The sequence below is a fragment of the Methanococcoides methylutens genome (genome assembly GCF_000765475.1).
In the GTDB taxonomy this organism is placed as follows: domain Archaea; phylum Halobacteriota; class Methanosarcinia; order Methanosarcinales; family Methanosarcinaceae; genus Methanococcoides; species Methanococcoides methylutens.
On record NZ_JRHO01000014.1, the window covers coordinates 1 to 12317 of the forward strand.

Genomic DNA, 12317 nt, shown 5'->3' on the forward strand with positions numbered 1-12317 from the left:
GAACATTTAACTCGCATGGCTTAGTCGAATACCGATAGCAGTAACCTCTGGCAGGATCAACCAGAGTTATTTGTTAAAGCACACAAAATTTGGAAGTTAACTAAGAATTGTCGGAAAAGAACTCTTTGTTTAATTAGAGAGTTGTTTTCTTTGCACAATAGTTGGTTAGTTCTTTTGATAGATAAAGTCACTATCAGTCAGAATTAACCGAACTGCCACTTTCAACGTCAGACCGGAAAAGCTCCGGTCTCCACTAATGATTTTGAAATGGAGGTGATTGAAATTCCACGCACGTTGTGCGGGATTCTCATAATACATCTCATCGCATATATACCTTCCTGATCGGAAGATTATGACACATTTTTGGAGAATGTATCGATATACGTGAAATGCATGACGTTTTTCGAACTCTCAGTAGATCGTGTCAGAATCGACAGCGACCAGCTCACTGAGAGCACCCCTACAATAGCTCACTCGTATTTATACGTTGTGTGTCAATGTGTGACACGGATATATATGCAAGGAGTAATGCTCAAATTTTGATTATAAAATAAGCGTTTTTCACAATTTATAATTGGAGAGTAATACAATAAAATAGTGATCACTGATCGGCATTTCTCTTTACTAAAATAAATTAAACATGATAGACGGATTACCTACCTCACAGGTCTTCACTTCGGCAGATTCACATGAACCGTTGTCCCACTACCTTCCTCACTCTCCACCCAGATCTTACCATTATGTGCTTCTACAATGTTCTTGCTGATGTACAGCCCCACTCCTGTGCCTCCATACTTGCGTCTGGTCGAGGCGTCGATCTGGTAAAACCTCTGAAACAGGATCGGCATCAATTCTTTTGGGATACCGATCCCGGTATCTTCAACACTAATGTGCAGATCGTCCCCTTCCTCTTGTGCAGTCACACTTATCCTGCCTCCTGATGGTGTGAATTTGATAGAATTATCAACAAGGTAGACCAATAGATCGGTCAATTTATCTTTATCCCCTTTTATTGAAGGTAAACTGTCAGGTATGTGCTTTTCAATGGTCAGATCATTCTCCCTGAACCGCGGAAGCATATCAGTAACAACGTGGTCCGTGATCTCTGCGATTCGGACCGGCTCAAATGTATATTCAATGGCACAGGCTTGCATCTTGCTAATGTAAAGGAGAGAATCAACAAGACGCCTGAGCCGCTCGGAGTTGCGCATGATCGTATTGACTGATTTTCTCTGCTCCTCATTAACTGAACCCAACGTTTCATCGGACAGGACCTGACTGTAGCCTTCGATGCAGGTAAGAGGTGTTTTGAGCTCATGGCTTACGTTCGACAGGAACTCATCCTTCATCCTGTCAAGGGATTTCAGTTCCTCGTTAGCGTTCGCAAGTTCCTCTGCGTATCGCTGAAGTGCATCCTCTGCCCGCTTGCGTATGGTGATGTCTTCAACAATACAGATGCCGCCCTTCAGAGTACCATCTTCAGATATGTTCGGGCTGAAGTCGGCCTTGATGGGTGTGATCTTGGTGCCAGTGGTGGGAATATACTCCCCCTCGTACTGTCCCGACCTCCTTTCCAGGACCGCCTCAAGAGCAAGCCGCATATTTTCATCCCTTAAGGATACCCCCATGTTAAAACCGACTACCTCTTCTTTCGGCAGACCAAGAATCTTAAGAAGGCTTTCATTACATTCAGTAACGATCCCGTTCTTATCAAAATGGAAGATCCCCAGCGGCGAATTCTCAAAGATAAGCCGGTACTTCGTCTCGGACTCACGTAACGCCTTATCTGTCTGTTTATTATTAGTAGTTAGGATAAACCAGCCCCCCATCACTCTGCAAGAGTTAATTTGCATTGTCCATGGACATAAATGTTGTTCCCTGATTCATGGGATCTACACAGTATTGTTACGCAGCATACGAAACAAAAACTGTATGCTAGATACTGTTGAACAGCTTTCAAGTGGGACGAGATAAAAAGGGATGATAAAGGAAGAGAACCGATAAAAAGCGGAAGAAATACTTCCTAACAAGAATCCAATGGCTTTGCCGAATATAATCCTCCGTTAGATATACCAAAAAAAATCACAAACTATAACACCCCTCAAATCTTTAACACTCCATACAACATTTTCCAGATCACGAATACAAAGGGGTACTCAATCTTGCCATCCACCAACCTTAACGATAACCAGCAAAAAGCAGTCACTTACACCAACGGTCCACTTCTTATCCTCGCAGGTCCCGGCTCAGGAAAGACATTCACCATCACAGAGAAAGTGGTCGATCTTACCGAAAAATCCCTCCTTCCTGAAAAGATACTGGCACTCACATTCTCAGAAAAAGCAGCCGGAGAGATGCAGGAAAGGATCGAGAACAAGATAGGTGTTGGAAGCGGCATCACAGTTTCCACATTCCACTCATTCTGCAATGACCTGATACGTGAGTTCTCCCTTTACCTTGGCATAAACCAGAATGCAAAACTGATTTCAAAGGAACACTCCCACGTCTGGGGGATCAAGAACATCGACTCATTCGATTTCCAGAACCTGGCAATCCCGACACAACCATACGACCTCATCACAAGCCTGCTGGAAGGCGTCTCCCAGCTGAAGGACCACCTGATCCCACCAAAGGAACTGGCTGAATATGCAGGCAGGAAGCTGGAAGATGCCAGCATTGACGAAGGTGAAAGGGATGTCCTGCTGAAGCTGAGCGACCTTGCAAGGTTCTATGAGCATTACCAGCAGTACAAGAGTGACAACGGGTTCCTTGACTACGATGACATGATCTCCATGGCCTGCAACCTCCTTGAGACGAACGATGTTGTCAGGAACATGGTGAAGGCCAGATATGACTATGTGCTCGTGGACGAGTTCCAGGACACCAATTTTGCACAACTGTTCCTGGTTCACATGATAGCGGATGGCAATAACCTGACCTGTGTGGCTGACGATGACCAGTGTATCTACCGTTTCAGGGGAGCATATCTTGCCAACATCGAGCAATTGCAGGAATACTACCATTCCCTTGAGAAGATCCCGCTTGAGAAGAACTACAGGTCAAGCTCACAGATCGTATAGCTGTCCCAGCAGCTCATTGCGAACAACCCGCAGAGGCAGGAAAAGAACCTCACGGCCCACAATGGTGAGAAGAGCGAGGTGAAGGTTGTCAAAGCACCTGATGATGTGAGCGAGGCAGAGTGGGTCGCTGAAGAGATCACGAACACGATCAATGAAGGCGTTCGCCCAGGGGAGATCTTCATACTTACCCGAAAAAGGGCTGACGGAAAGAAGTTCAGCGAATCATTGAAGCAGAGGATGGTGCCGGTGGAATTCGTAGGCAGCCTCCAGCTGAACCGTTTCCCGGTGGTGAGGGAAGCGATGGCATACCTCCACGTGGTGGCTGATCCGTTCAACAACGGGATCGCCTTTGCAAAGATACTGTCAAGGGAAGGAGTGAGCGAGCACAACCTGCAGAAGATCAACCTTCAGGCATTGAAGATCAGCAGAGATGACAGCGATACAGGGGACGGGATATATTCCGTGCTGCTCTACCAGCTTGATGAAATTGACATCGGCCAGAAGGACCTGATCAGGTCCATCGTGTCCCGGCTCAATGAGCTGATCGAATACAAGAAGATCCACCTGCCATCGGATACTGTGAAGCACCTGCTGTCCGAGAAGACCGATTTCTACAGGACACAGCTGCAGGAGGATACACAGGCATCCAGAAGGAACATTTCCATCCTGAACTCCCTTGTGACCACTGTGGAAGACCTTGAACTTGTTGATGGCGGCAGTGAACTGGAGACCGTGGTCGAGGACCTGGAGCTGGTCTTCGGCCTAGACCTGGACGAGGGAGTGTCCAGTGATGAGGATACTGTCAAGGTGATGACGATCCACCAGTCCAAGGGCAAGGAAGCGAAGGTGGTGTTCGTCTGCGACATGGCCACCAGACACCTTCCTCTGAACTACAGGAGAAAGGCCTTCACCGTGCCAAAGGAGCTATCAAAGGGCCGCCAGAGGGATGTGGACGAGAAGGTGCTGCACCTTGAGGAGGAAAGAAGGCTGGCCTATGTTGCCATGACAAGGGCAAAGGAAGAGCTTTACCTGGTGTTCCCTGAAAAATATGAAGGCAACAAACGGAAGGTCTCCCCCAGCGAGTTCCTCACACAACTTGAGTACACGTCAAATCCGCTGGTCGGGTATATCGAAGCAGAGCAGTTCGAAAGGAAGAGCGAGGTGGAGGACGTCTCACCCCTGATGAAGAAAAAAGACGAGTACCTCTGGATGCTCGGCATGTATTCAAAGCAGGGACAGTTAAAGCAGGCCCTGGAATCCCTTGTGGTCCTCGCCCAGCTCAGGGAGATCGAGGCCGAAGGCAACCTGTCCGCTTTTGATGCAAAGGATTTCCTGCAGGTCAACCCTAAGCAACCTCAGGAGCTGGAGGACCTGATCGACAACAAAATCCCGCCCCTTGTGGACCCGAACATGAGATTCTCGGCTTCAAAGATAAAGACATACCAGGACTGCCCGCTGAAATTCAAGTACGGGACAGTCCTCAACATTCCCACTCCGCAGAAGACCTATTTCCAGGTCGGTACAGATGTCCACTCCGTCTACGAACAACTGTCCCGAATGGACATGAAGGGAGAATCCATTGATATCTCCACAGCCAACCAGCTGCTGGATGACATCTGGGACCCTGCTGCCTACCCTTCCAGGACCCAGGAACAACAGGAACACGGCAAGATGAAGCAGATGATGGACTTCTGGTTCCGCTTTGAGGCCGACAATCCCAACGAGACCGTTGCAGTGGAAGAATTCTTCGACCTTGACCTGAACGGTGCCCATTTCGGAGGGGTCATCGATAGAATAGACCGGACCCCGACAGGCGAATACATCGTCATCGACTACAAGACCGGCAAGACCACCCTCTCAAAGAACAAGATGAAGGACGATGTCCAGCTGGCCCTCTATTGCCTGGCCGTGAAGGAGATGTACGGCAAGCTCCCGGTACAAGCCGGATTGCTTTATGTCAACCCCGAGGTCCAGGAGCTTCGTATGATGAATGTCGATGAGGAGAGGATTAGTGTTGTGGTTGATGGGATCAATGCTGTGGTTGCAAGGGTTTTAAAGGATGACTTTGAGGTTGAAGGGGAGCCGAATTGTTATTTCTGTGATTTTAAGGGGATCTGTGAGTGGAGGGAGGGGGAGTGAGTTTTATATTTTAGAAATCAGTAAATATTTATTTTCTGTTCAATGAGGGGTACAAAAATAGCTCAGATATTAAAAGAACAAGATAGTCTCGATGAGGCAGGTGGCAAGAGAATCTTAGGAGGAATTATAGCAATAATCCTGGGTCTATTGACACTCTATTTCACTGAAAGTGGTCTAATAGGCTTCGGCCTTATCGTTGTAGGAATCATAGTAGTCCAGCAGGGAAATGCTTTTTGGAAAGGAGCAGATGGAGAAAATATGGTCACTAACCTTCTTGAGAACCTGCCTTATAATTGGTCTGTACTTAACGACATGGTGGTAGGCTCTTCACAGATCGATCATATTGTAGTTTGTCCTAAAGGCGTTTACACGATTGAAACTAAGAATTATAGAGGAACAATCTATGGGAATGCTGAAAAGAAGGAATGGATGCAAGTTTTCCCTAATGGTTCAAAATATGACTTTTATAATCCAGTTAAACAAGGCAACAAGCATTCTTTAGAATTAAGTAGATATCTTGAATCAAATGGGCTCAAAACGTGGGTTAACACCGTAGTTGTGTTCCCGAGTGACGAAGTAGAATTGAAAGTATATTCACCAAAAACACAAGTGTTGTATCTTAAAGATGTAGCTGCATATTTTATGAATCAGAAAGATTCAATTGATCAGAATACCTGTGATGATATTGTGAAGTGTATACAGAATTTGAATCCTGCAGAGTATGAGAACGTTGGTTACAATAATTGATTTGTTGACAGTTCTATTGGGATACTGAGAATGGTATTCAACTTATATTGAATTTTAGTCAGGAAAGAGTAGAAAACTGTGAAGTTTCTCTGGAAAAATAAAACAGAAATTCCAATAGAACAAGTTGTACTTTTGTAAAAGGTTATTTAAAGAAATATTAACAGATTAAACTAATAGTCATATTCGAGTTGACGGGGGACAAATCAATCATGAACACAGACCAAAGAAATCAAACAATCAAAATCATCACAGCAGTAACGTTCCTGATAATGATCACCGTCAACGCACTGGCCAACATCCTCCCCATCAATGACATGACCACCGGCCAGCTCTCAGACTCCTACCCCAATCTTTTTGCCCCTGCAGGAGCAACCTTTGCGATCTGGGGACTCATATATCTATTACTGGGCGGCTACACACTTTACCAGCTCGGCATCTTTCAGGGAAACACAACCACCGACAGGACCGAGCTCATCTATAAGATCGGAATCCTGTTCTCTGTATCTTCCATTGCCAATACATCCTGGATCTTCGCATGGCACTATGAAATAATCCCATTATCCATGTTGCTGATGATTGTTATACTCATTTGCCTGATCCTGATAAATCAACTTACAAGCAGGGAACATTTTTCTAAAGACGAATACTTCTTTATCAGGCTTCCTTTTAGCGTTTACTTCGGATGGATCACAGTAGCAACCATTGCCAATGCCACTGTACTCCTTGTCAGCCTGGGCTGGAAAGACTTCATTTTGAGTGACGCTTCCTGGACTGTTATAGTAATTGCTTTAGGACTTGTTATCGGCCTTGTGACAATGCTGAAGAACAGGGATGTTGCCTACGGGCTTGTTATTGTCTGGGCTTATTCGGGGATATTGCTAAAGCATACATCGCCTGAAGGATTTGGGGGGCAGAATCCCGTGATTATCAATACGACGATTGGGTGTATTGTTTTGTTGCTTCTTGGTGTGGTTTATTTGTTGATTTCGAAAAGGAAGAGGATGGGGTATTGAATAAGGAAGATATAATGGACAAGATACTGCAATTAACTCCTGAGACAGCTAGGAGGGTATTCATAGATTATAGAGGTACTCTGAAGAGGATACAAGATAAAATAAGGCTAACAGGAGAAATAAAACTCAATGCAAGGTTTATGATAGTACTTGCAGATAAGCTCATGTGAGAGCTTATTCCTCTTTTTCTTTTTTGTTGCTTTGTAAACTTAATTTATGTGATTTTGCTTTATCGTTAAATTCAGGTAGGCAGTTAAACTTTTCAATATAGGTTGCAAAGCACTCATATTCAAATTTTGCTACTTTTCCCATAGTTCTTAAATCTTCAGGATAATTTGTCTTTACATCGCATATGAATGGACGAACAGAAACAAAAAGTACGTTAAGAAGGTCTTGAAGGTTTTGATATTTATACATAAACCTGTCAGCTCCTACATGCTTTGTCTTTCCATTAATAGTACTATTAAACTGCTTTAAACGACCTTTTAGTCCAGCTCGTGAATTTAGACATACCCACATATTTAATTTCACGAATCCAACTGAAATCTTGTCCAGACAAATCCAATTCTGAAAGAGCTATGCAATAAATTCCCGGATATTCAATATCAGGTAGGTTATCCCTGACTCACCATTTTACCCATTTAGTAAATATAGTCTCATCCATTTGATATTCCTTTTTGTCTTACAAGTTCATCGAGTGTTTTACCGTCTTTGTCCTTCCAAAGCATCCATCCATTAGCAGCTCTGCCTAGTACAACTGATGCCGACATGGATGGTGAAGAAAAAGTAAAATCTTCTTGGTAAACATAGACACCATCTTCTTCCTTTACAATTCCCTTTTCTAATAAATTGGCTCTAAATGCCCGTATACTTGGTTGAAGAGAAGTTGTTTCTTCCATATTTGATTTTGATCCCTTATTAACAACAAAACCTTCTTCAGTATATTCACCAATGGCATTTGCATTTTTGCTCTTGCAGAAATATGTGTGTCTCTTGCTACGTTTTGTTTGTTCAAAAATAGGATAACCAAGAGTAGCCATTATAATCTTTAATTCATCAAAGAAACGTAAAACGAAATCCCGGTCTTGATCTGTTAAAGATGATTTAGTAGGAGTATTACTATTTTCAAGAGTACATTTATTGACTAATTTAGCCTGCTCACAAGCATGATTTTCAAGATATTTAATGTGAGCTTTGTTCAAGTTATTTTTCTCTGAAACAAAGCATATAGCTTGATTCCAGAAATCCTTCTTTTTGTGGTGATCGCTTAAACGAACAGTCAGTATTTCAGATTCACCAACATACACTTTTGGTTTTCCAACTTCATCTTTTTCGCCGATTAGAAAATATAATCCTGGCTGTTCAAGCTCTGATCTTTTTAGGCCTGCGTCTAATTTTGCTCTAGGAATGGAAACAGCTTTGACAATAGAATCAAAGAATTCACATATTTTTACTCCCTGTGGATTGGCATCTGGCAGGTAAATTGAAATTGTTCTTCCTATTGTCATGAATCGATCCTCAGAATAATTAGTTTTATTGACAAACTTCAAAACATATTCTATTTATATGTATAAATAAGTTAATATTGAATTAATATGTGATTGTTTTTTGGATCAATTTAGATAGAAGGAGAGAAAAATGAATAATGAAAGATACGTTGAATTCTATCGCATAGCACAAAGTGTACTTGGTGATAAGCTTGTAAAGCCTATTGAAGAGGATAAAGAAATAATATCAGAATGGGTATCAAATGAAGGTTGGTTAATGTTACCATTGCCCTCTGAATCATGCATGAGTGATGCAAAAAACCGTAGGGGACCAAATATTTATGTTTCTGCTAGTGATGAAGAGATCATAATTGGGATTGCAGTAAATACGTTAGAGTCAGTATACCAGTTAAAAAACATTCTTCATGAATTCCACAACAAGGAAAAAAGCGATTTACTTCATGAAATTACCCGATTAGATGACTCTTTTTTAACAAAAGTAGAACGTAAAATAAAGGAGAAACATTTTAATCAAGCACCTAAATATCAGAATGAAATTAAGATACAATCAAATAAGTTGGATAATGAGTCAATCAATGAGATTTTTTTCATCGTGGATAAGATTCGAGAAGATGGATTGAATTTAAAGAAATCCCGAGGTACATCTCATCCTATTGAAACCCCTAGAATAGAACTTACAGGTACGTTATTTGAAAATGATGATGAGATATTCAGAGAAAAACTCAGTTCTATTAAACCTATTTTTGAGACGTGTATTAATATTAAAAGTAGAACTGAATTGAATAAAATAGACAAAGAGAAAATTGTAGTAATTTGTGCAAAATGCAAAGAAATTATTCCCGAAAGTGAATGCTCTACTGGGACATTTTGTAAAAAATGTGGCTCACTTTTAAAAAGAACAAAAATGAAAAAGATTGATGATTCATATCATTTGAGAAGTGATTAAAAAGGTAAAAAATATTTTCTTTTTTTAGCTCAAATTACTTCCTAAAATTCTGAGTACCTTGATTTCAAGATACCTATATCCCCCATAAATGTTCAGGTAGAATAATTCGAACCCATCCACGCACCCTATAAATACCATAACCACCCCACCTTAACTCATGCAAGAACTCCTCACCCTCCTGCAAAAATCAAAATACTGCGTCATCCTCACTGGCGCAGGGATATCCACGCTTTCAGGCATACCGGACTTCCGGGGGAAGGACGGGATCTATAACAAGTTCGATGCGGACCTGATCTTTTCAATAGACTACTTCAACGAGGATCCTTCGTATTTTTATACGCATTCCAGGGGACTGATATATGATCTTGAGAGGAAGGAGCCGAACATCGTCCATAAGGCCCTGGCAGAGCTTGAGAGGAGAGGGATCGTTAAGGCGGTGATCACGCAGAACATTGATATGTTGCACCAGAGGGCGGGTTCTGAGAACGTTATCGAGGTTCACGGGTCTCCGGCGAGGCATACGTGTCTTGCGTGCGGGAAGAAGTATTCCTTTGAGGAAGTTGTGGGGCTTCTTGAGAAGGAAGAGATTCCCATGTGCAATGAGTGCGGGGGGCTGATCAAGCCGGATGTTGTGTTCTATGGGGAGATGCTTGAGCATGATGTGATCGAAAAGGCCATTGAGGAGAGCTCTAAGGCAGACCTCATCATTGTGCTGGGATCAACACTGGTGGTCCAGCCGGCGGCTACGCTTCCGTTGTATACGCTGGATAACGGCGGGGAGCTTGTTATTGTTAACAATATGGCGACTCCGCTGGATGATTATGCAACCGGGAAGTATGATGACCTTGTGGAAGTTTTCAGTTATCTGGATGAAGTAATGGGTCTTAACATTTCAGAACATATATAAATGAATACAGCTTAAAGAGCTGATACATATATAATTTAAAAACGATGAATATGAAACTGATACCGGATCACATAGCAGAGGCTGAACCACAGGCACACGGGCAGTTGATACTGTCCTTTGCCTTCATGTTCCTGTTCCTGCTGTTCCCCTTCGTCAGCTGGGAGGTCCTTATCGGCCTCTTCTTCTCCTTATTTGTAGCCATCAGGTATCTTGAGGACAGACCAGACGCATTGGGAATGTTCGAACCGATGTTGAAGATACGATCGCCTCAGTATCTGGTAGTTTCGATCTTCATCCTGCTTCTGGTAAGCTTTGTGCTCAACCTGTTCTCTGCCACATATCCGCTCTTTGTGATAGGGCAGACGATCACCATATCGACCATGGGTCTGGGAGTTGCAACCATCGTTCGTTGCCACATGAAATCAAAGTATATTTACCTTACAAAGAATGAATACCCTTCAAAGAAATACAAAGATGAAACCAACGTCCTGAATCTCATACCTTCAAGCATCTCAATGCTTATCACCGGAATTATCTTCGCATTCATCGCCGGTGCCTGGATAGTCTACTGGCAGGATTCCGGCATATCCTATAATCTGGTGTTCTTTGTAGCAGTAATAGGCTCAATAACGGCTGCACTTTTCGAATCCATACCATCCAGGATAAATGAGAATATTTCCATCCCGCTTGGTGCAGGAATGGCAATGTGGCTTTTCGTCTCCTTTGGCTATTCCATACCACCCCAGCAGATATTATTCGCCCTTCTGTTCTCATTGTTCTTAGGATACCTTGCGTATTATGCAAAGATAGCAGACATATCCGCATCCCTGAGTGCCACCCTTATCGGTGTCCTCATCATAGCGTTCAGCAATATCTACTGGTTCGTCCTGCTGCTGACATTCTTCATACTTGGAGGCATGTTCACCAAGTACAAGTACAAACTGAAAGAATCCATGGGCATTGCAGAATCAAAGGGCGGTGTGCGAACCTACGAGAATGTTTTCAGCAACAGTACAGCAGCCCTCATACTGGCCATCGCATACGGGATCTACCCGCAATATGGCGAACTGATCATCTTCGCATACCTTGGTACAGTAGCAACCGCTGCAGGTGACACCCTTGCCAGCGAGATCGGTACGACCTCCAACCAGAAGCCAAGGATGATAACCACCCTCAAGACTGTCAGGACCGGCATCGATGGCGGAGTTACCCTGCTTGGAGAACTTTCATCCATAGGCGGATCTGCAGTCATCGCTATCCTTGCAGTGGCTTTCGGCATGGTGGACAATATCACCGCAGCCCTTTTCATAACCATCACAGGTGGTTTCCTGGGTACGAATGTTGACAGCCTTCTGGGTGCTACCCTCCAGAGTAGAGGAGTGTTATCTAACAGTGGTGTCAATTTTGTAGCTACCTTCATAGGTGCAATTATCTCTGCAGGCCTCTATCTACTGCTTTTCTAACCGTTGCAGATAGTACCCCATAACTTAAACTTCAGCAAAACTATATCATCTTCGAAAACAATTTCTTATTATGAAAGTAAATGGCATTGCACGTGAAACGCTGGAGTTCATCCTGGGTGTCAGCAAGGCATCGGCCCCGAACGAGTTTGCCGGGCTTTTGCAGGTGGAGAAAGAAGTGATCGCAGAGGTCCTCATACTTCCGGGAACCGAGTCCAGTGATCAGAATGCTGTTATCAAGCTGTTCATGATGCCAAACGTATCATCCGTGGGATCGGTACATAGCCATCCCGGGCCTAACATAACTCCTTCAAAGGCCGACCTCCGGCTCTTCGGGAAGACAGGAAGCTATCACATCATTGTAGGAGAGCCTTATGATGAGAACAGCTGGCAATGTTACAATGCTGATGGCGAGCCTATTGATCTACCTGTACTGGATGTTGAACTGGATGAACCGGAATTCATCTGATGCTGTGGTATCTACAACATATTAATTTCTATTTTAGTTATTGCAGTC

12 protein-coding genes are annotated in these 12317 nt (G+C 43.3%); 9 read left to right on the top strand and 3 right to left on the bottom strand.

The genetic code is table 11. The annotated features are described in order from the left end of the window. Positions 1 to 671 precede the first annotated feature (671 nt). Positions 672 to 1853 (bottom strand): PAS domain-containing sensor histidine kinase, encoded by a 1182-nt coding sequence (locus LI82_RS07260; RefSeq protein WP_081955777.1) that lies wholly within the window; start codon positions 1851 to 1853, stop codon positions 672 to 674. Between the two features lie 309 nt (positions 1854 to 2162). Here LI82_RS07260 and LI82_RS13415 point away from each other — a divergent pair, with 309 nt between their 5' ends. The 5 genes from LI82_RS13415 (at position 2163) to LI82_RS13110 (ending at position 7149) form a co-directional block, all read left to right on the top strand. After that, positions 2163 to 3080, top strand: a complete 918-nt coding sequence (locus tag LI82_RS13415; RefSeq protein WP_236622706.1) for an ATP-dependent helicase — start codon at positions 2163 to 2165, stop codon at positions 3078 to 3080. 15 nt (positions 3081 to 3095) lie between these two features. After that, a complete protein-coding gene (locus LI82_RS07265; RefSeq protein WP_236622745.1) occupies positions 3096 to 5219 on the top strand; it encodes an ATP-dependent DNA helicase in 2124 nt (707 codons plus the stop codon). A gap of 42 nt (positions 5220 to 5261) precedes the next feature. Further along, positions 5262 to 5966 (top strand): nuclease-related domain-containing protein, encoded by a 705-nt coding sequence (locus LI82_RS12470; protein WP_052402802.1) that lies wholly within the window; start codon positions 5262 to 5264, stop codon positions 5964 to 5966. A gap of 209 nt (positions 5967 to 6175) precedes the next feature. Next, positions 6176 to 6979, top strand: coding sequence for a hypothetical protein (locus LI82_RS07275; protein WP_048194633.1), 804 nt, complete (start codon positions 6176 to 6178; stop codon positions 6977 to 6979). Beyond that, positions 6976 to 7149, top strand: a complete 174-nt coding sequence (locus LI82_RS13110) for a hypothetical protein (RefSeq protein ID WP_160174965.1) — start codon at positions 6976 to 6978, stop codon at positions 7147 to 7149. Before LI82_RS07275 ends, LI82_RS13110 begins: the two co-directional genes overlap by 4 nt. A gap of 4 nt (positions 7150 to 7153) precedes the next feature. Here LI82_RS13110 and LI82_RS07280 read toward each other — a convergent pair whose 3' ends face one another. Together LI82_RS07280 and LI82_RS07285 are read right to left on the bottom strand one after the other, a co-directional pair. Continuing rightward, on the bottom strand, positions 7154 to 7510 hold the full coding sequence (locus LI82_RS07280) for a hypothetical protein (RefSeq protein ID WP_135607267.1): 357 nt from the start codon (positions 7508 to 7510) through the stop codon (positions 7154 to 7156). 125 nt (positions 7511 to 7635) lie between these two features. Continuing rightward, complete coding sequence (locus LI82_RS07285) at positions 7636 to 8487, bottom strand: GIY-YIG nuclease family protein (RefSeq protein WP_048194637.1); 852 nt, start codon at positions 8485 to 8487, stop codon at positions 7636 to 7638. 130 nt (positions 8488 to 8617) lie between these two features. On the opposite strand from LI82_RS07285, the gene LI82_RS07290 reads away from it, so the two are divergent. The 4 genes from LI82_RS07290 to LI82_RS07305 all read left to right on the top strand — a co-directional run bounded on the left by LI82_RS07290 (position 8618) and on the right by LI82_RS07305 (position 12269). Next, positions 8618 to 9433 carry a hypothetical protein gene (locus tag LI82_RS07290; protein WP_048194639.1) on the top strand — a complete coding sequence of 272 codons (816 nt, stop codon included), beginning with the start codon at positions 8618 to 8620 and terminating at the stop codon, positions 9431 to 9433. A 157-nt stretch (positions 9434 to 9590) separates the two neighbouring features. Beyond that, positions 9591 to 10340 (top strand): NAD-dependent protein deacylase, encoded by a 750-nt coding sequence (locus LI82_RS07295; RefSeq protein ID WP_048194641.1) that lies wholly within the window; start codon positions 9591 to 9593, stop codon positions 10338 to 10340. 50 nt (positions 10341 to 10390) lie between these two features. Next, positions 10391 to 11803 (top strand): TIGR00297 family protein, encoded by a 1413-nt coding sequence (locus LI82_RS07300; protein WP_048196096.1) that lies wholly within the window; start codon positions 10391 to 10393, stop codon positions 11801 to 11803. Between the two features lie 70 nt (positions 11804 to 11873). Further along, positions 11874 to 12269, top strand: a complete 396-nt coding sequence (locus tag LI82_RS07305; protein ID WP_048194643.1) for a Mov34/MPN/PAD-1 family protein — start codon at positions 11874 to 11876, stop codon at positions 12267 to 12269. Positions 12270 to 12317 lie beyond the last annotated feature (48 nt).

Coding starts and splice junctions, on each gene's coding strand:
- LI82_RS07260 (WP_081955777.1), bottom strand. CDS start 1,853: ATGCAAATTAACTCTTGCAGAGTGATGGGGGGCTGGTTTATCCTAACT.
- LI82_RS07305 (WP_048194643.1), top strand. CDS start 11,874: ATGAAAGTAAATGGCATTGCACGTGAAACGCTGGAGTTCATCCTGGGT.
- LI82_RS07285 (WP_048194637.1), bottom strand. CDS start 8,487: ATGACAATAGGAAGAACAATTTCAATTTACCTGCCAGATGCCAATCCA.
- LI82_RS07300 (WP_048196096.1), top strand. CDS start 10,391: ATGAAACTGATACCGGATCACATAGCAGAGGCTGAACCACAGGCACAC.
- LI82_RS07275 (WP_048194633.1), top strand. CDS start 6,176: ATGAACACAGACCAAAGAAATCAAACAATCAAAATCATCACAGCAGTA.
- LI82_RS07290 (WP_048194639.1), top strand. CDS start 8,618: ATGAATAATGAAAGATACGTTGAATTCTATCGCATAGCACAAAGTGTA.
- LI82_RS12470 (WP_052402802.1), top strand. CDS start 5,262: ATGAGGGGTACAAAAATAGCTCAGATATTAAAAGAACAAGATAGTCTC.
- LI82_RS07295 (WP_048194641.1), top strand. CDS start 9,591: ATGCAAGAACTCCTCACCCTCCTGCAAAAATCAAAATACTGCGTCATC.